The 16,962-nt window shown below is 62.6% G+C and carries 20 protein-coding genes; 17 read left to right on the top strand and 3 right to left on the bottom strand.

Annotated elements, in window-relative coordinates:
- The first annotated feature begins 70 nt into the window (after nt 1-70).
- The 5 genes from guaA to ACN0YJ_RS13615 all read left to right on the top strand — a co-directional run bounded on the left by guaA (nt 71) and on the right by ACN0YJ_RS13615 (nt 4,441).
- The gene (guaA, locus tag ACN0YJ_RS13635) at nt 71-1,630 is read left to right on the top strand and encodes a glutamine-hydrolyzing GMP synthase (RefSeq protein WP_417489629.1); all 1,560 of its coding nucleotides are present in this window, start codon (nt 71-73) and stop codon (nt 1,628-1,630) included.
- A 176-nt stretch (nt 1,631-1,806) separates the two neighbouring features.
- Nucleotides 1,807-2,529: a hypothetical protein gene (locus ACN0YJ_RS13630; RefSeq protein ID WP_417496523.1), complete on the top strand. Its 723-nt coding sequence runs from the start codon at nt 1,807-1,809 to the stop codon at nt 2,527-2,529.
- Between the two features lie 218 nt (nt 2,530-2,747).
- Complete coding sequence (locus ACN0YJ_RS13625) at nt 2,748-3,491, top strand: SDR family NAD(P)-dependent oxidoreductase (RefSeq protein WP_417496522.1); 744 nt, start codon at nt 2,748-2,750, stop codon at nt 3,489-3,491.
- Nucleotides 3,488-4,108: a 2-hydroxychromene-2-carboxylate isomerase gene (locus ACN0YJ_RS13620; RefSeq protein WP_417496521.1), complete on the top strand. Its 621-nt coding sequence runs from the start codon at nt 3,488-3,490 to the stop codon at nt 4,106-4,108. Before ACN0YJ_RS13625 ends, ACN0YJ_RS13620 begins: the two co-directional genes overlap by 4 nt.
- A 99-nt stretch (nt 4,109-4,207) precedes the next feature.
- On the top strand, nt 4,208-4,441 hold the full coding sequence (locus ACN0YJ_RS13615; RefSeq protein WP_417478456.1) for a SlyX family protein: 234 nt from the start codon (nt 4,208-4,210) through the stop codon (nt 4,439-4,441).
- A 15-nt stretch (nt 4,442-4,456) separates the two neighbouring features.
- Here the strand turns inward: ACN0YJ_RS13615 and ACN0YJ_RS13610 are convergent, their stop codons facing one another.
- Nucleotides 4,457-5,989 carry a LytTR family DNA-binding domain-containing protein gene (locus ACN0YJ_RS13610; protein WP_417496520.1) on the bottom strand — a complete coding sequence of 511 codons (1,533 nt, stop codon included), beginning with the start codon at nt 5,987-5,989 and terminating at the stop codon, nt 4,457-4,459.
- A gap of 144 nt (nt 5,990-6,133) precedes the next feature.
- Between ACN0YJ_RS13610 and ACN0YJ_RS13605 the strand changes: the two genes are divergently transcribed.
- The 12 genes from ACN0YJ_RS13605 (at nt 6,134) to der (ending at nt 15,561) form a co-directional block, all read left to right on the top strand.
- Nucleotides 6,134-7,618: an alpha/beta hydrolase gene (locus ACN0YJ_RS13605; RefSeq protein ID WP_417496519.1), complete on the top strand. Its 1,485-nt coding sequence runs from the start codon at nt 6,134-6,136 to the stop codon at nt 7,616-7,618.
- Between the two features lie 146 nt (nt 7,619-7,764).
- Complete coding sequence (locus ACN0YJ_RS13600) at nt 7,765-8,178, top strand: hypothetical protein (RefSeq protein WP_417478452.1); 414 nt, start codon at nt 7,765-7,767, stop codon at nt 8,176-8,178.
- Nucleotides 8,178-8,717 (top strand): RNA polymerase sigma factor, encoded by a 540-nt coding sequence (locus ACN0YJ_RS13595; protein WP_417478451.1) that lies wholly within the window; start codon nt 8,178-8,180, stop codon nt 8,715-8,717. The genes ACN0YJ_RS13600 and ACN0YJ_RS13595 overlap by 1 nt, the downstream gene beginning before the upstream one ends.
- On the top strand, nt 8,704-9,027 hold the full coding sequence (locus tag ACN0YJ_RS13590; protein ID WP_417496518.1) for a hypothetical protein: 324 nt from the start codon (nt 8,704-8,706) through the stop codon (nt 9,025-9,027). Before ACN0YJ_RS13595 ends, ACN0YJ_RS13590 begins: the two co-directional genes overlap by 14 nt.
- Before the next feature lie 77 nt (nt 9,028-9,104).
- Nucleotides 9,105-9,662 carry an NnrU family protein gene (locus tag ACN0YJ_RS13585; protein ID WP_417496517.1) on the top strand — a complete coding sequence of 186 codons (558 nt, stop codon included), beginning with the start codon at nt 9,105-9,107 and terminating at the stop codon, nt 9,660-9,662.
- Between the two features lie 80 nt (nt 9,663-9,742).
- The gene (locus ACN0YJ_RS13580) at nt 9,743-10,126 is read left to right on the top strand and encodes a DUF6249 domain-containing protein (protein WP_417478448.1); all 384 of its coding nucleotides are present in this window, start codon (nt 9,743-9,745) and stop codon (nt 10,124-10,126) included.
- An 11-nt stretch (nt 10,127-10,137) separates the two neighbouring features.
- Nucleotides 10,138-10,680, top strand: coding sequence for an RNA polymerase sigma factor (locus ACN0YJ_RS13575; protein ID WP_417496516.1), 543 nt, complete (start codon nt 10,138-10,140; stop codon nt 10,678-10,680).
- Entirely contained in the window at nt 10,677-11,018 is a 342-nt protein-coding gene (locus ACN0YJ_RS13570) for a hypothetical protein (RefSeq protein WP_417478446.1), read from the top strand. Before ACN0YJ_RS13575 ends, ACN0YJ_RS13570 begins: the two co-directional genes overlap by 4 nt.
- A gap of 116 nt (nt 11,019-11,134) precedes the next feature.
- Nucleotides 11,135-11,962 carry a 3-methyl-2-oxobutanoate hydroxymethyltransferase gene (gene panB, locus ACN0YJ_RS13565; protein WP_417478445.1) on the top strand — a complete coding sequence of 276 codons (828 nt, stop codon included), beginning with the start codon at nt 11,135-11,137 and terminating at the stop codon, nt 11,960-11,962.
- A gap of 74 nt (nt 11,963-12,036) precedes the next feature.
- Entirely contained in the window at nt 12,037-12,792 is a 756-nt protein-coding gene (locus ACN0YJ_RS13560; protein WP_417496515.1) for a tetratricopeptide repeat protein, read from the top strand.
- The gene (locus ACN0YJ_RS13555; RefSeq protein ID WP_417478443.1) at nt 12,785-14,152 is read left to right on the top strand and encodes a PQQ-binding-like beta-propeller repeat protein; all 1,368 of its coding nucleotides are present in this window, start codon (nt 12,785-12,787) and stop codon (nt 14,150-14,152) included. Before ACN0YJ_RS13560 ends, ACN0YJ_RS13555 begins: the two co-directional genes overlap by 8 nt.
- A gap of 11 nt (nt 14,153-14,163) precedes the next feature.
- Nucleotides 14,164-15,561 (top strand): ribosome biogenesis GTPase Der, encoded by a 1,398-nt coding sequence (der, locus tag ACN0YJ_RS13550; protein ID WP_417478442.1) that lies wholly within the window; start codon nt 14,164-14,166, stop codon nt 15,559-15,561.
- Nucleotides 15,562-15,610: 49 nt separating this feature from the next.
- Here der and ACN0YJ_RS13545 read toward each other — a convergent pair whose 3' ends face one another.
- The gene (locus ACN0YJ_RS13545; RefSeq protein ID WP_417478441.1) at nt 15,611-16,321 is read right to left on the bottom strand and encodes an SDR family NAD(P)-dependent oxidoreductase; all 711 of its coding nucleotides are present in this window, start codon (nt 16,319-16,321) and stop codon (nt 15,611-15,613) included.
- A partial coding sequence (locus ACN0YJ_RS13540; protein ID WP_417496514.1) for an amidophosphoribosyltransferase occupies nt 16,318-16,962 on the bottom strand: 645 nt, incomplete at its 5' end. The genes ACN0YJ_RS13545 and ACN0YJ_RS13540, both read right to left, overlap by 4 nt.

Below are 16,962 nucleotides of genomic sequence, written 5' to 3'. Positions count from 1 at the left end.
TGAAATCGAGCTCGGCCATAACCCCCACATTTCGTCCCCGGAAAGCCCGCGCCTGCGGGAGTGAGCGCCCATGACTGACACCCACGAAAAAGCCCTCATCATCGACTTTGGCAGCCAGGTCACCCAGCTGATCGCGCGGCGTTTGCGCGAAAGCGGCGTGTTCTGCGAAGTCCACCCCTATAACCGCGCCGACAAGGCCTTTATCGACGCCTATGATCCACGCGCGATCATCCTGTCGGGCTCGCCGCATTCGACCCATTGGGATAATTCGCCCAAGGCTGATCCATCGGTCTTCACGCGCGGTATTCCGGTCTTGGGGATTTGCTATGGCGAGCAGACCATGTGTTCCCAGCTCGGCGGCCGGGTCGAGGCGTCGGAAGAGCGCGAATTTGGCCGCGCCGATATCAAGCTGGTCGCCGACAGCCCGCTCTTCGCCGGCTTTGGGCCCATCGGCCATGAAGAACGCGTCTGGATGAGCCATGGCGACCGCGTCGCGGCGCTGCCGGACGGTTTCGAAGTCATCGCCACTTCGGGCAATGCGCCGTTCGCGGCGATTGCCGACGAGGCGCGCAAATTCTATGCGGTGCAATTCCACCCCGAAGTCGTGCACACGCCGCGCGGGGCGCAATTGCTGCGCAATTTCACCCATTTCATCGCCGGTCTGAGCGGCGACTGGTCAATGGCGGCGTTCAAGGATGAAGCCATCGCCAAGATCCGCGCCCAGGTCGGCAACAAACGCGTGCTGTGCGGCCTGTCCGGCGGTGTCGACAGCTCTGTGGCAGCGGTGCTGCTGCATGAAGCCATCGGCGACCAGCTGGTCTGCGTCTTCGTCGATACCGGTCTGATGCGGCTGGGCGAGGCCGATGAAGTCGTCGACCTGTTCCGCGAGCATTACAATATCCCGCTCGTCCACGCCCAGGCCGAGGACCTGTTTCTCACGGCGCTGAAGGGCGTCGAGGATCCGGAGAAGAAGCGCAAGATCATTGGCGGCCTCTTCATCGACGTGTTCGACGAGAAGGCGAAGGAGGCCGGTGGTGCCGATTTCCTTGCCCAGGGCACGCTCTATCCCGATGTGATCGAAAGCGTCAGCTTCGATGGCGGACCGTCCGTCACCATCAAGTCTCACCATAATGTCGGCGGTCTGCCGGCGCGCATGAAGATGAAACTGGTCGAGCCCCTGCGTGAGCTGTTCAAGGATGAAGTCCGCGCGCTTGGCCGCGAGCTCGGCCTGCCGGAAGCTTTCGTGCGCCGCCATCCCTTCCCGGGGCCGGGCCTGGGCATCCGGATACCCGGCGCCGTCTCCAAGGAAAAGGCCGACATCCTGCGCAAGGCCGACGCCATCTATATCGACGAGATCAAGAAGGCCGGCCTCTATGACAAGATCTGGCAGGCCTTCTCCGTCCTGTTGCCGGTCAACACGGTCGGCGTGATGGGCGATGAACGCACCTATGACGCGGTGCTCGCCTTACGCGCTGTCACCTCGGTCGACGGCATGACGGCCGATTACTACCCGTTCGAGCACGATTTCCTCGGGCGTGTCGCCACCCGGATTATCAATGAATGCCGCGGCATCAATCGCGTGGTCTATGATGTGACCAGCAAGCCGCCGGGGACGATTGAGTGGGAGTAGGGCGGAGCTGCTTGGTGGTTCCCAACAACAAAGAATTCGCGACGGTATTTGGTTCCGTTAGTTGACCCGAAAACCCGATTGACCGATGGTCTCGAATTATGAGTTCTGGCAGTCTCTTTCTTGACCTTTTGGCGGTACCAGCGGTCTCTCCGCCGAGTGATCGATTGGAGGCGCGGATGACGGCCTTCCTCCAGACCGATCCCGGAACTGAATCGCTGGATGGTCCACAATTCGCAACTGTGAACGGTTCAGGTGCAAAGGCAGATTTTCTGCTCGGTGGGAGACGCTTGATCGCGGAACTGAAAACTCTCAACCGTGACCCTAAAGACCAGACCACTCGAGTTCTTAGAGAGCGGTTATCGCAAGAAGATGCGCCGATAGTTTTTGGGTCACTTGGGGTGTCCAAAGTCATTGAGGGCCTGCACGATCACGACAAGGTATCCAAACAGATTATTGACCTGGCTGGCCGAGCTGTGCGCCGACACCTGAAGAAGGCGAACGATCAGATCGGCGCGAGTAAGGAACGGCTTTCCTTGCCGAATGCAGGCGGGCTTGTCATCTTGATGAACGACTCGGAGCCCATGATCGACGCTGCTGCCATTGGCTATGCCATCAAGAGCGCGTTTGATGCTGGGGGCAGTGGGTATCCGCACATCACAAACGTTTGGGCGTGTATCGAGAGCCATCGAATTCGCATGCAAGGTGGAAGGGAAGGATACCCTCAAATCCACGTGTTTACCTCGCTGGAGCGACAGCCTGAATTGGACTTCATGGGGCGAATGCTCGGCGCTTGGGGGAGTGCCAACGGTGCTCGTGTCGAGCGGCTAGAGCATCGAGGGGATTGGGATGTAATGCGTCCAATTTATGATGGGCCGCCACCAACTATAGAGCTTTCATGACCGCAGGGGGCATTCTGTTTGGCGTCTCTCTAATGTGCGTCCAGTGCCGTGCGACAGCAGGTACTCCTCAACACTGACGTCAGCGTGCGACCACAACTTCTCTATTAGACCTGTTATGGACGTGCGACACCAGCTGGCGCTGGGCTCCTTCTGGAAGCGCGGGTTAGTCTCACCGGCGCCCATTTTTTCGCCAAGCTGAACCTACCGAGGAGCCACCCATGACCCACCGCAATTCCAGCATCGCCATCATCGGCGCCGGCGATTTCATCGGCTCCGCCATCGCGCGCCGCTTTGCCGCCGAGGGCTATCATGTCCATGGCGGGCGGCGAGGCGGCGAGAAGCTGGCGCCGCTGGGGCTCGAGATCGAGGCGGCGGGCGGGCGCTTTACCGGGCATTCGCTGGATGCGCGCGACGAGACCTCCGTGACCGCCTTTCTCGATTCCGCCGAGGCCTCGGCGCCGATCGATGCGGTGATCTTCAATGTCGGCGCCAATGTGCAATTCCCGCTGCTGGAAACCTCCGAGCGTGTCTTCTCCAAGGTCTGGGACATGGCGTGCAAGGCCGGTTTTCTGACCGGGCGTGAAGCCGCGCGGATCATGTTGCCGCGCGCACGGGGGTCGATCTTCTTTACCGGGGCGACGGCTTCGATGCGCGGTGGCACGGGCTATGCGGCCTTCGGTGCCGCCAAGGCCGGGCTGCGCTCGCTGGCGCAATCCATGGCGCGCGAGCTGGGACCGCAGGGCCTCCATGTTGCGCATCTGGTGATTGATGCCGGTGTCGACACGGCCTGGGTGCGCGAGCGCATTGCGCAGGCGAAGGGGGATGAGGTCGCCGCGGCGATACCGCCCGACACGCTGATGGACCCGGCCTCGATCGCCGAGACCTATCTGATGCTGCATCGCCAGTCGCGCGATGCCTGGACGCATGAACTTGACCTTCGGCCCTATGGAGAAAACTGGTGACAGATCCCGCAAGCGACGCCGTCTTCTATTTCGATTTTGCCAGCCCCAATGCCTACTTCGCCCACCGCATCCTGCCGGGTGTCGAGGCGCGCACCGGTTTGAAATTTCGCTATGTTCCAGTCCTGCTCGGCGGGATCTTCAAGACGACCGGCAATCAAGCACCGATGATCGCCTTCGCCGGTGTGCCCGCCAAGCTGGCCTATGAATACAAGGAGATCGAACGCTTCATCGCCCGCCATGATCTCAAGGCGTTCAATTTCAATCCGCATTTTCCGGTCAATACCCTGGCCCTGATGCGCGGCGCCGTGGCAGCCGAAGCCGAGGGCGTCTTGGCACCCTATGTCGAGGCGATGTTCCACTTCATGTGGGAAAAGCCGCGCAAGCTGGACGACGGGGATGTCTTCCACGCGACCCTGACCGAGGCCGGCCTGCCAGCCGAACGCCTGCTGGAACTCATCGCGACGCCGGACATCAAGGCGCAGCTGATGGCGAATACCCAGACCGCCGTCGACCAGGGCGTGTTCGGCATTCCGAGCTTCGTCGTCGATGGCGAGCTGTATTTCGGCAAGGATCGGCTGGAGAGCCTGGCGGCGGCGTTAATCGCGCGGTCAGCATAATCCGGTTTCGCACCGGCTGCTGGCGCGCAAAGCTCTGGCCATCACGGCGCGGCTTGCCTAAAGAGGCGGCGAGAGATTTCTTACCGGCGGACCGACGCAATGACCGACCACGCGACCGATGATGTGAGCGACGACGTGACCGAACGGCTCGATTCGATCGAAGCCCATATCGCGCATCAGGACCAGATGCTGCAGGAACTCTCCGAGGTCATGAATGATCAGCGCGCCGAGTTCGATGCGATCAAGGCGCGGCTCAACCAGTTCCTCGACCGCATTCATGCCGTCGAAGCGCAGGGACCGGCGCCAGAGAGCCGCCCGCCGCCGCATTGGTAGGCAACCGCGCTGCGTCTACTCCGCAGCCTCCGCCAGAGCCGTTCTCACCTTCGGCAATATCCGCCGGCTGATCGGCACATCCATGCCGTTTGACAGGATCAACCGCCCGACACCGGAGGCATCGCGCTCCAGGGCGCTGACATAGCCCGTGTTCACGATATGGGAGCGGTGGACGCGCAGGAAGGTCGGCGGCAGGCTTGCCTCGAGGCCGGAGAGTGAGCCGGTATAGAGCGATGTCTGGCCGTTCTCGAAATGCACTTCAACATAGTCGCCGGCCGCCTTGAGCTGGGCGATGCGGTCGTTGGCGATGTAATCGGTGCGGCCGGCGCTGACGAGTTCGATCTGGACCGGGTGATCCTTCTGGCGGGCCTGGCTCAGCGCGATCTCGAGCCGGTCGGCGCGGGTGGCTTCGAGCGCGCGGATGCGGCGCTCATTGACCAGGGCGATGGCGTGCTGTGCGAACAGGAAGAGCAGAAGGCCGGCGATCGCCTGATAGAAGTAGCGATCAATGAAGAGCTCCGGGAAGAGCACGGCCAGCGCTGCCAGTCCGGCGAGGACGGCGAGATGGGCGCGGGCTCCGGGCTTGCGCTGCCAGACCCAGGCACCACACCAGGTCAGGCCGACCAGTATGCTGGCCTGGAAGGCGTAGAGTGTCTTGGCGTCATAGCCCGGATGCATCTGCACGACCGCGATCAGCAGGGCGCCGACGCCAAGCAGGCGCAGAAGACGCGCGCTCAGGGAGAAACCGGAGAAGCGGTGCAGGAGATAGGCGATCAGGGTGAGCCCGAAGGCGGCGGTGCAGGCGACGATCAGCACCAGACGCAGATCATGCATCGGATAGGGATAGGCATAGAGGCCACGGCTGGTCTCGATCAGCAATTGGGCCACGGCGATCAGGGACATCGCACTGATCAGGGCAGAACCCTCCCGGTCGCCGCCGCGGATCGCCATCGCCGCGAAAAAGATGAAGCCCAGCACCAACACGCCAAGTGTCACCAGGCTGGGCGCATAGGCGGCCGCGAGCATGCTGGTCGGGGGCTGGTAGCGCTCAAGCGCAATCCAGTGCACCGGCCAGCCCAGCTCCAGAAACCCATGCTGGGCCGACATCAGAAGAACCAGTTCATTGCGGCCGGCAAGCAGGCGCTCACGCGGGACATAGAGCACCGCATCCATACGGCCGGGAATTTCCGTTGCCCGGTCAGGTCCCGGACGGCCGTTGGAGCCCAGCTCATGGCCATTGAGCCAGGCCGTGCTTGAGGCCTTGCCGGAAATGAAAAGGCCGATCGGGCGATCCCGGGGCCAGTGCGTGTCGTCCCAGTCGATCTCGGCCCGGACCCAGATCTGCCGGCCCTGGGGGTCAAGCCCGTTCATGGCGATATTGGCGCAATCTTCCCCGGTGAAATCGGGAATCGTACCGGTCTCGCCATTGGTCGGGCATGTCCGCAGCGATGTCGCATCCAGCGCGAAAAAACCTTGCGCCGCCGCAGCGCCGGGCGGCAGCGCCAGCAGGAGGAGGGTGAGAAGCAGGGTGAGGGGCGTGCGGGTCATGGCGTCACTCTAGCGCGCAGGCGCGTGAACGTCCCGCCGTTCAACGGCCAAAAGCGACCATTGCCCGATTGGCGGGTGCATGGGCGTGCCTGGAGGGCAGGATGCGAGCGAGCCGGGGGGCTCAAGATTACGGAGAAAAACCTGATGTCCTGGAAGCAATCCATTCTGGCAACGGCGCTGAGCGTGCTGATCCTTTCGCCCGCCGCTTTCGCGCAAACGGCGTCTTCCGCCAGTGCCTATGGCGAGGAAGCCATCGAGTTCACCGCGCGCAGCGGCGACAGCGTTGCGGCCTTTCGCGGCACGGTCACAGTGCCGGAAAACCGGGCCGATCCGGCCAGCCGTATGATCGAGGTCAGCTATATCCGCTTTCCTGCGACCGGCGAGAATCCGGGCTCGCCCATTGTCTATCTCTCTGGCGGACCGGGCGGATCGGGCAGTGGCACGGCACGTGGACCCCGCTTTCCCCTGTTCCAGGAGATGCGCCAGCATGGCGATGTCATAGCCTTTGATCAGCGCGGCACCGGCGGTTCGACACAATTGCCGCGTTGCGTCTCTACGCAGCCGGTTGCCGAGACCCAAGCGATCAGCGATGCCGAATATGCGGCGGCCTATCGGCGTGCCGTTGAGGAGTGTGGCATCTTCTGGCGCGAGCAGGGCGTTGATATCACTGGCTATACGACGCGCGAAAGCGTGCAGGATCTCGCGGCGCTGCGGGCGCATTTCGGGGCGGAGCAGATCTCGCTGTGGGGGATTTCCTATGGCAGTCATCTCGCTCTGGCAGCGCTGAAGGATATTCCTGACCAGCTCGACCGGGTCATCCTGGCCAGCGCTGAGGGGCTCGACCAGACCGTCAAGATGCCGGCGGAAACCGACCGATATTTCAATCGCTTGCAGGCGGCCATCGACAGCCAGCCGGCGGCCCGGGCGCTGTATCCTGATGTCGCGGGACTGATGCGGCGTGTGCACGCCCGGTTCGAGGCCGAGCCCATGCTGGTGCAGGTGCCGCAGGAGAATGGCGAAGCCCGGCCTTTCCTGTTGCAGCGACACAATCTGCAGGAATTCTCCTCGGGCCTGATCTCCGACCCGCAATATGCAGCCCTGCTGTTAATGCTCTATACCGAGCTGGACGCTGGCCATAGCACTCTGGCAATCCTGCTGTTACAGCGCTTCTGGTCTATGGGTGAGCCGATCACGCTGAGTGCGATGCCGACGGCGATGGATCTGGCCTCCGGGATCGATGACGAGCGCCTCGCTGAGTTCGAACGCCAGGCTGAAACCGGTCTGATCGGCGGTTATCTCAATTTCCCGATGCCGCAGATTCGCGGCGCCTGGGACGGGTTCGATCTCGGTGAGGAATTCCGCCAGCCGCCGCAGGGCGACACGCCGGTCCTGCTGCTGACCGGGACACTGGACGGGCGCACCTATCCCGATGCCCAGGCTGAAGCTGTCTCCGGCCTGAGCCATGTCGAGCACATCATCGTGCGCAATGCCGGGCATAATCTCTTCATGACCACGCCGCAGGTCGGCGAGGCGATGCATCGCTTCATGCGGGGGGAGCCGGCGGCCAGCCGCGAGATCCTGGTCGATCTGCCGGACATGACGGCCAATCCCCTTGCCGGTCAGGACTGATCACCCGACTGTGCGAGCCGTCCTGCGACCGCAGCCACCCCGCGCTGCGGTCGCACACTGTTTTTGCACCGGGTCTGCATCCAACTCGCGCGGCAGCGGCGACCTGTTTATGAAAGCAAGATCGTTGACGCACGAAAGGACTGATCATGATTGACCTGTTTCAAAGTTACTGGTGGCTCCTCTTCCCGCTCTTCTGGTTCGTCGGGGCCGGCTGGGGCAGCATGATGCGCTTCAAGCGCACCCAGGCCAAAATAGATCTGCTCAAGACTTATGCAGCCGCGGGCAAGGAACCGCCGGCCGAGCTGATTGCCAGTCTCGATGCGCCAGACCCGGTCGACCGGGACGAGTCAGGGTATGAAGGCGAGCGTCATCGCGGCGGCGGGCGGGCCTTTCTGGTTGTCTTGTTTGCCGGCCTGGCCGCCGTGTTTGCCTATACGGGCTATGCGGGCTGGATGGGTGAGTCGCAGAGCGAATTCTACTTCATCGCCATGATTATGGGCGTGCTTTCCTTCGCCTTCCTGGTCTCGGCCATGTTCAAGAGCGGCCGCAAGGGCGGCTGATGTCCGGGCAGGGGACTGATGCCACGCTGGTCGCAGCGGCACGGGCAGGCTCGGACAATGCGTTTGCAAGGCTGGTGGACCGCCATCAACAGGCGGTCCGCAGCTTCTTGCGTCGTGTCTGCCGGCATGAGGCCGATGCTGATGATCTGGCGCAGGAGACCTTCCTGGCGGCCTGGACATCGCTGCGTACGCTGGACAAGCCCGAGCGGGTCCGGTCCTGGCTGTTCGGCATTGCCTGGCGGCGGGCCCAGGGCATGGCCCGGTCGATGTCACGCAGCCGGCGGCGCGAGACCGACTGGCAGGAGGAGCGGCCCGGGCATGACCAGCCGGGGACGGAGTTGAATATCGCCATGCAGCAAGCGCTGGCACAATTGCCGCCGGACCAGCGCGCGGCGGTCGCCTTGTGCCTCGCCGGCGACTGGTCGCATGCCGATGCAGCGCAGATTTTGGAAATTCCGCTGGGTACGGTAAAATCACATGTCTCACGCGGCCGGGCCCGGCTGGTGGAGATATTGGGAGTGCGTGATGATGAAAACTGATCCGCTCAAGGCGTTTTTCGAGGCTGGCGAGGCGCCGGTTATCGATCAGGCTTTCCGTGCCGCCACGATGCAGCGCATTGCCCGGCGCCGGCTGCAATTGGGGCTGGCCCGCGCCGCGCTCGCCGGTCTCGGCGTATTCGTTGCGCTCCTGCTGCTGCGACCCATCCTCGTGATCCTGGTGCTGAACCTGCCGGCAACAATCGGGCAGGCCGCCCTGATGCTGACGGCGACGGGGCTGGTGGCCCTGGCGGGCTATTATCTGGCGACGCGCACCGTCCACTTGCCGTCCTGGGTCCAGCGACTGCTCTAGCCAGCGGATCGTTTTGCAGGTTTTCCGTTTCTGAGCTGATGAATCGCCTATAGTCGCTGCGAAACGCGGGGGGCGACATGTTGATACTGGCAGCTGGACTGATCTTGTTTCTGGGCGTGCATTCGCTGCAGGTCATTCCCGGATTGCGCCCTCGGCTCAAGGCGGGGCTGGGCGAGATGCCCTACAAGCTGATTTACACGGCGCTGTCGCTGATCGGTTTCGGGCTTTTGATCTACGGCAAGATCATCGCCCATCCGCCCGTTGTCGTCTGGATGCCGCCGATCTGGAGCCGGCATGTTGCCTTCCTGGTGGTGCCGCTCTCGCTCATCCTTCTGATGTCGGCCTACGCGCCCGGCCATATCCGGCGTGTCGTGCGGCATCCCATGCTGGCCGGTGTCGCGCTCTGGTCGGGTGCGCATCTTCTCGCCAATGGTGAATTATCGGCGATGCTGTTGTTTGGCGGGTTTTTAGTCTGGTCGAGCATCACCTATGTCTCCGCCTGCCTGCGTGAAACGCCGCCGCCGGTGGTCAAGGGCTGGGGCGGTGACCTGACAGCGATCGTGCTGGGCGCCTTGCTCGCTCTGATAATCATCAATGTTCACATGTACTTGTTTGGTGTTGCCATCATTGGCTGACGTCTGTGCATCCGTTTGCGGGTCGGGATGCATCTTATCGATATGAGGCGGCGTGGTGCCGCACGGTTATGGAGGTTGATATGGGTGTAGAGATTATGGTCCCGCTGGGCATGTTTGCGATGGTGGTTGCCATTGTCTTCATTGCTATCAATGGCGGAACACAAAAACGCAAAGCCGCGCTCAGCACGGTTGAAGAGGCCATTCGTGCCGGCCAGCAGGTGACACCGGAACTGGTCCGGGCCCTGGGCATGCCGCGCAAGGACAGCAATGGCGATCTCAAATCCGGCGCAATCTTGCTGGCCGTCGCGATCGCATTCATCGCTCTTGGGTGGACAATCTCGGGTGTTGATGAAGATGCGCAGGAAGCCTTCACCGTTATGACCGGTATCGCGGCCTTCCCGGGCTTTATCGGCCTGGTTTTGATGGGCTTCGGCCTGTTCGGTTCCAAAAAAGACGCTGAATAGGGACTTTGGGGATGAAGGCGTCGGACGAGGAACTGACAGCTCTGGTGATGGCGACGAAAAACGTCGCCGCCTTCGGAGAGCTGGTCCGGCGCCATCAGGGCGTGGTGCGCGGCATGTTGCACCGCATGTGCCGTAATCACGCCCTTGCCGATGATCTCGCCCAGGACACATTCATCCGGGCCTTCGAGAAGGTCGGCAGTTTCCTTGGTACCGGCAGCTTTAAATCCTGGCTCTGCTCGATCGCTTATACGGAATTCCTCAAATCGGCGCGCAAGCGCAAATCGACAGACAGGGCGATGGAGCGTTTCGGCAGCGGTATGGACGATAGTGAGGCGCCCCGGGATATGGGCAATGTGGTTGATCTCGACCGCGCCCTCACCACATTGAAAGAAGAAGAGCGAGTGGCGGTGGTGATGTGTTATTCTTGCGGTATGTCGCATTCGGAAGCCGCCGAGGCGACCGGCATGCCGCTGGGGACCATCAAGTCGCATGTCAATCGCGGGCGTGCCAAATTGCAGGCCTATTTTGCCCAAGCGGAGGTGATCGCGTCATGACCATGAATGATGCCTTTGACCAACGGCTCAAGGCCGCCTTTGCGGAGGCTGCAGAGCCTTTGAACGAAACAGCCGAGGCCGATGCCTTCGCGGCCAAGGTTGTGGCCCGGCTCTCGCATCCTGATCGCAAGCGCGCCCTGATGCTCGGTGGTGCCGGCTCGATCGGTTCGGCGATTGCCGGAACCCAGCTGGAAGGTGTCTTCACCCAGGTCCAGATCCCGGCAGACGGGCTGATAGCGAACTTTGCCTTTCTGATGTCGCCGGAATCCCTGGCGGCGCTCGCCATGGCTGTGGCGCTGGGGATGGTGGCGCTGATCCTGCCGCGCCGGCTCGCCTGAAGCCTGACCGGCAAAGGCGGGAACAGGTTTTTCGGGCCGGAGTGCTCGAGACTTTTGCACTGCAGCATGGTGCGCTAGTCTCGCGGCAGTCCCAGCCCCCCCGAGAGGCCACCCCCATGTCCGCCCAGACCCAGACCCGACGTATCACTGCCGCCGATATCCGTGCGCGCAAGGGGGGCGAGCCCCTGGTCTGCCTGACCGCCTATGATGCACCGATGGCGCGATTGCTCGATCCGCATTGTGACCTGTTACTGGTCGGCGACAGTGTCGGCATGGTCGTTCACGGCCTTGCGAGCACGATCGGTGTGACCCTCGACATGATGATCCTGCACGGGCAGGCGGTAATGCGCGGGGCGCGCCGGGCACTGGTCGCCGTCGACATGCCCTTTGGCAGCTATGAGAAATCACCGCAGCAGGCGTTTGAGAATGCGGCCCGTATCATGAGCGAGACCGGCTGCCAGGCGATCAAGATCGAGAGCGGCACCTATGCCGGCGAAACGATCGAATTCATGGCACAGCGCTCCATCCCGGTGATCGGTCATGTCGGCTTGCGCCCGCAGGCGGCACTGGCCGAGGGCGGCTTCAAGGCCAAGGGCAAGACCGGCGCCGAGCGTGCCCGCGTCATCGAAGAGGCGGTCATTGCGGAGAAGGCCGGCGCCTTTGCGATCGTGATCGAGGGCGTCGATGAGGAATTGGCACGCGAAATCACGCAGGCTGTCAAAGTGCCGACCATTGGTATCGGCGCATCGGGCCATTGCGACGGACAGATCCTGGTGACCCAGGACATGCTGGGCGTGTTCGACTGGACGCCCAAATTCGTCAAGCGCTATGACAATATGGCCGAGCGCACGGATGCCGCTGTCGCGCGCTATGCCAGCGAAGTGCGTGATCGCAGCTTTCCCTCGGGCGACGAGGTCTACACGCTGAAGCGTATTGACGGTTGAGGTCTGTTGCCGCTTGGGCGCGTGGACGCTAGGGTCGCGCGGATATTATCCCATAAGCATGGAGCCGCTTCGACGTGGTCGATATTTTCGAAGAAGTTGACGAGGAACTTCGCAGGGACAAATACCAGGATCTGGTGCGCCAATTCGGCCCGCTTGTGCTCGGTGTTGCCGCTGCGATCATCGTTGGAACCGCTGGCTATCAAGGCTGGCACGCGTGGCAGACCTCAACGCGCGAGCAGTCCTCGGATGCCTATGAAGTGGCGATCAATGCGCTGGAGGCCAACCGGGCGGCGCAGGCCGCGTCCAGCTTTGACACCCTGGTTGAAACCGGAACCGGATCCTATGCGACCCTGGCGCTGATGCAACGTGCCGCCATGGCGCTTGAGGCTGGCGACAATGTCGCTGCGGCCGCCTTCTACGAGCAGGCCGCATCGCGCTCCGGCGAGCCGCTAATCCGCGATCTCGCCAGTCTGAGGGCTGTCTGGGCGCTGTGGGAGACGCTGAGCTTCAGCGATGTCGAGATTCGCCTGACACCTCTGACAACGGCGACCTCGCCCTATCGGCATCTGGCACGCGAGGCGATCGCGGTTGCAGCTCTTCGCGCCGGCGACAGGGAGCGCGCTCAGCGCGAGTACCAATTCCTTTCGACCAGTTTCGATGCCCCGCAGGGTGTGGCCCGGCGGGCCATGGAAGGCCTGGCATTGATTGCCGCGGACGGCGTGCCGGCGATCCCTGACAGCACGGCGCCTGCGCCGGCCGACGGCGCTGCTGGCAGCGAGACCGAAACAGTGACTGAACAAGCTAGCGCCGGGGATTCGGGCGATGATTGATGTAAAGCGTTTGCGTACAGCCGTTCTGGCCCTCGTTCTGGCCCCTTTGGCGGCCTGTTCTTCGGTGCCCAATCCGATGGACGCCTTTGATTTTCTCTCAGGCGGCAATGAGGATAGCGACACGGCACCGACCGATGGGCGCGTCTCGATCCTGAGTTTCGAGCAGACGCTGCAGATCAGTACCGATGCGGACATCCCTGCCGTCACGCTGCCGCCGGCCTACGTCAATACGGTCTGGCCTCAGCCGGGCGGTTATCCGACCCATGCGCTGCAGCACACCCAGGCGAGCGGCGATCTTGCTGTCGCCTGGCGCCAGTCTGTTGGCCAGGGTTCCAATAATGACCGCCGCCTCAATGCCCGGCCGGTTATCGCCGACGGTCATATCTTCGCTGGCGATGCCACGGGCCAGATCTCTGCGCGCGATGCCGAGACCGGGCAGGAAGTCTGGTCGGTGCGGCTGGAATTGCCCAATCGCTATGACCGTATGTCCTTCGGTTCCGGGCTGGCCCATGATTCAGGGCGTGTTTTCGCCCATACGGGGTTTAATTTCTTCGTCGCCCTTGATGCGGCCACGGGGGCTGAAGTCTGGCGCACCGAGACGCTCGTGCCCTTCCATGGTGCGCCGACGGTTGCCGATGGCCGCGTCTTTGTCACCAGCGATGACAATGAATTGCTCGCGCTTGATGCAGCGACCGGATCGGTCCTGTGGACCTATCAGGGCATCGTTGAGACCGCACGTCTGCTGACCGGGCCCAGCCCGGCTGTGCTGGGCGATATCGTCGTAGCCCCGTTTGCCTCCGGCGAGCTGGTGGCGCTGCGGGTGCAGAACGGCAATCCGGTCTGGTCCGACAGTCTCACGCGCGGCGCTGGCCTGACAGCCATGTCGGAAATCAATGACGTCGCCGGCAGCCCGGTTATCCTGGACGGCACCGTGTATGCGATGAGCCATTCAGGGACGCTGGTCGCGATCGAGTTGCGGACGGGTGAGCGCATCTGGACCCAGCCGGCCGGTGGTCTTCACACCCCATGGGTCGCTGGTGATTTCCTCTATGTCACCACCAGCGAAGCCGAACTGGTCTGCCTCAACCGCAATACCGGCGTGGTTCACTGGATCACCCAGCTTGATCTGTTCGAGAATCCGAACCGGCGCAAGCACCGCATTGCCTGGGCTGGTCCTGTGCTGGCGGGCGGTCGGGTTTTCCTGGCCTCAAGCAGCGGCGATGGTGTCCTGGTCAATGCGTATGACGGCGAAATTATCCGTCAGTTCTCGTTGGGCGCGACCGTCTTTGTGGCACCGGTGATTGCCAATGAGACTGTTTATGTGGTTACCGATGAGGCGCGCCTGCTCGCGCTTCGATAGGCCAAAAATCCATGACTGATTTTATACCCCGCATCGCCGTCGTCGGACGGCCCAATGTGGGAAAATCGACGCTGTTCAATCGCCTGGCGGGCAAGCCGCTGGCGATTGTCGATGACCGGCCGGGCGTGACGCGCGACCGACGCGAAGCCGTGGGCCGTCTGGGCGATATGGATCTGCGCCTGATCGACACCGCCGGCTATGATGACGAGAAGAAGGAAGGTCTGGAGGCGGAAATGCGCGCCCAGACCGAGATCGCGATCAAGGATGCGGATATCTGTCTTCTGCTGATCGACGCGCGGGCCGGCATCATGCCGCTTGACCAGACTTTCGCTGAAGTCATGCGCAAGGCGGGCAAGCCCGTCATCCTGCTGGCCAACAAGGCTGAAGGCCGGGCCGGGCAGGCCGGTCTGCTCGATTCCTACAGCCTGGGTCTGGGTGAGCCGGTGGCCATCTCTGCGGCCCATGGCGAGGGGATGAGCGAGCTTTATCAGGCCATCATCGATGCGATCGGTGAGCAGCCGCAGAAAAGCTCAAAGGCACGCCCGGATTCGCCGCCCCTGCGCATCGCCGTCATCGGCCGGCCCAATGCGGGCAAGTCGACCCTGATCAATTGCCTGATCGGCGAAAACCGTCTGATCACCGGCCCCGAGGCCGGCATTACGCGTGACGCGATTGCCGTCGACTGGCTCTGGGATGGCCGCCGCGTGCGTCTGCACGACACGGCGGGCCTGCGCAAGAAGGGCAAGGTCTCTGACCGGCTCGAGCGGATGAGCGTCGCCGATACGCTGCGCGCGATCAAATTCTCTGAAGTCGTGCTGCTTCTGATGGATGCCAGCCATCCCCTGGAAAAACAGGACCTCCAGCTGGCCGACATGGCCTTCTCCGAAGGCCGTGCTGTCGCTGTGGCGATCTCCAAATTCGATCTCGTGCCGGACCGCGAAGCCTATCTCAAGGAAGTGCGCGAGGAATTTGACCGGCTGCTGCCGCAAATGTCCGGCGCGCCGCTGCTGCCGATCTCGGCCCTGAAAAACAAGGGCCTCGACAAGATCATGCCGACCCTGTCCATCCTGCATCGCAATTGGGATGCCAAGGTCAAGACGCGTGATCTCAATGACTGGCTGCATGAGATGATCGAGCGGCACCCGCCGCCGGCCGTCAATGGCCGCCGCATCAAGCCGCGCTATCTGACCCAGACCAAATCGCGCCCGCCGACCTTCGTGCTGATGTGTTCGCGCGCTGCCGATTTGCCGGATAGCTATAAGCGCTATCTGATCAATGGCTTGCGCACGGCATTTGATCTGCCAGGCGTGCCGATCCGTTTGATCGTCAAGGCCGGCAAGAATCCCTATGTCGATAATGAGCCGGGCAATGAGCGCGGCGGCAGCGGGCCGGGCCCGAAGAAGCGCTGACTTCGAAGACACATCAGGCTGACAGCCCGGGCTTTGGCCCGGGCCAGGCTCAGGCTTTGACGATTTCGCGGTGACGCTGGCAATCATCCGAGACCAGCTCGGCGATCAGGGGCCATAATGTGCCCGGTTCCGGCAATGCATTCGCGTCCTCACCCGGGAAGGCCTTGGCGCGCATCACCGTGCGCACGGCGCCGGGATAGACCAGATTGATCCGCAGGGAATCATTCTTGTGCTCGTCAGCCCAGGATTGCACCAGCGCGTCGAGCCCGGCCTTGCTGGCCGCATAGGCGCCCCAGAAGGCACGCCGTGATGTCGCCGCACCTGATGAGATGAAGACGGCACGTCCACCGGTCTCCGACTTCATGAGCAAGGCTTCAAAGGCGCGGATCAACCGGGCTGGAGCCAGCAGATTGACGCCGATGACCTCATTCCAGGTCTTCGCCTTGATTTGCGCGGCCGGCGTCAGAACCCCGAGCTGGCCGGCATTGGCCAACAGGATGTCGAGCTTGCCCCAACGCTCCTCGACAATCGCGCCGAGTTGCTCAATCCCGTCGCTCGACATCAGGTCGAGCGGCACCAGGGTCGAGGACCCGCCGGCAGCGCGGATCAGGTCATCGACTTCTTCCAGGGCACCGGTGGTACGGGCGGTGGCGATCACGTGGGCACCGGCCTTGCCGAGTTCGAGTGCCATGGCGCGGCCAATACCACGCGAAGCACCGGTCACCAGGGCGACGCGGCCGGTCAAATCAATTGCGGTCATGCATCCACCAATAGGGAGAGTTGGAATTCCTTCGCCGACAGCGAACGGTCATGATCCATCAGACGCGTCGGGTAATCGCCGGTGAAATAGTGATCTGAAAGCTGTGGCGCGCGATCATTGCGCGGGCCGCCGGTGATCGCCTGATACATGCCGTCGACGGTGAGGAAGGCGAGGCTGTCGGCCTCGAGCTTGGCTGCCATCTGCTCGACATCCATATTCGCCGCGATCAATTCCTTCTGACCCGCCATGTCGATACCGTAGAAGTCGGGAAACTTGATCGGCGGGCAGGCCGAGCGGAAATGGACTTCCGTGGCACCGGCCTCGCGCATCAGTCGCACGATTTTCAGCGATGTGGTGCCGCGAACGATCGAATCATCAATCAGCAGGACCCGCTTGCCGCGAACGGCTGCAGCATTGGCCGAGTGCTTGAGCCGCACCGACATGTCGCGCCGGTCCTGATTGGGCTGGATAAAGGTGCGGCCAACGAAGTGGCTGCGGATAATGCCCAGCTCGAAGGGGATGCCGCTGGCTTCCGAATAGCCGAGTGCGGCCGGTACGCCGCTATCGGGCACCGGGATGATGACGTCGACATCGACCGGCATTTCGCGGGCGAGCTGACGGCCCATTTCCTTGCGGGCTTG

The sequence above is a fragment of the Maricaulis sp. genome (assembly GCF_048270095.1).
In the GTDB taxonomy this organism is placed as follows: domain Bacteria; phylum Pseudomonadota; class Alphaproteobacteria; order Caulobacterales; family Maricaulaceae; genus Maricaulis.
This window is presented reverse-complemented; position numbering and strand designations above follow the sequence as displayed.

What these genes read in the sequence shown, in the direction of transcription:
- ACN0YJ_RS13590 (WP_417496518.1), top strand. Translation starts at nt 8,704, where the DNA reads ATGATGAAAACTGATCCGCTCAAGGCGTTTTTCGAGGCTGGCGAGGCG.
- panB (WP_417478445.1), top strand. Translation starts at nt 11,135, where the DNA reads ATGTCCGCCCAGACCCAGACCCGACGTATCACTGCCGCCGATATCCGT.
- ACN0YJ_RS13570 (WP_417478446.1), top strand. Translation starts at nt 10,677, where the DNA reads ATGACCATGAATGATGCCTTTGACCAACGGCTCAAGGCCGCCTTTGCG.
- der (WP_417478442.1), top strand. Translation starts at nt 14,164, where the DNA reads ATGACTGATTTTATACCCCGCATCGCCGTCGTCGGACGGCCCAATGTG.
- ACN0YJ_RS13625 (WP_417496522.1), top strand. Translation starts at nt 2,748, where the DNA reads ATGACCCACCGCAATTCCAGCATCGCCATCATCGGCGCCGGCGATTTC.
- ACN0YJ_RS13595 (WP_417478451.1), top strand. Translation starts at nt 8,178, where the DNA reads ATGTCCGGGCAGGGGACTGATGCCACGCTGGTCGCAGCGGCACGGGCA.
- ACN0YJ_RS13580 (WP_417478448.1), top strand. Translation starts at nt 9,743, where the DNA reads ATGGGTGTAGAGATTATGGTCCCGCTGGGCATGTTTGCGATGGTGGTT.
- ACN0YJ_RS13615 (WP_417478456.1), top strand. Translation starts at nt 4,208, where the DNA reads ATGACCGACCACGCGACCGATGATGTGAGCGACGACGTGACCGAACGG.
- ACN0YJ_RS13585 (WP_417496517.1), top strand. Translation starts at nt 9,105, where the DNA reads ATGTTGATACTGGCAGCTGGACTGATCTTGTTTCTGGGCGTGCATTCG.
- ACN0YJ_RS13600 (WP_417478452.1), top strand. Translation starts at nt 7,765, where the DNA reads ATGATTGACCTGTTTCAAAGTTACTGGTGGCTCCTCTTCCCGCTCTTC.
- guaA (WP_417489629.1), top strand. Translation starts at nt 71, where the DNA reads ATGACTGACACCCACGAAAAAGCCCTCATCATCGACTTTGGCAGCCAG.
- ACN0YJ_RS13605 (WP_417496519.1), top strand. Translation starts at nt 6,134, where the DNA reads ATGTCCTGGAAGCAATCCATTCTGGCAACGGCGCTGAGCGTGCTGATC.
- ACN0YJ_RS13545 (WP_417478441.1), bottom strand. Translation starts at nt 16,321, where the DNA reads ATGACCGCAATTGATTTGACCGGCCGCGTCGCCCTGGTGACCGGTGCT.
- ACN0YJ_RS13575 (WP_417496516.1), top strand. Translation starts at nt 10,138, where the DNA reads ATGAAGGCGTCGGACGAGGAACTGACAGCTCTGGTGATGGCGACGAAA.
- ACN0YJ_RS13610 (WP_417496520.1), bottom strand. Translation starts at nt 5,989, where the DNA reads ATGACCCGCACGCCCCTCACCCTGCTTCTCACCCTCCTCCTGCTGGCG.
- ACN0YJ_RS13630 (WP_417496523.1), top strand. Translation starts at nt 1,807, where the DNA reads ATGACGGCCTTCCTCCAGACCGATCCCGGAACTGAATCGCTGGATGGT.
- ACN0YJ_RS13555 (WP_417478443.1), top strand. Translation starts at nt 12,785, where the DNA reads ATGATTGATGTAAAGCGTTTGCGTACAGCCGTTCTGGCCCTCGTTCTG.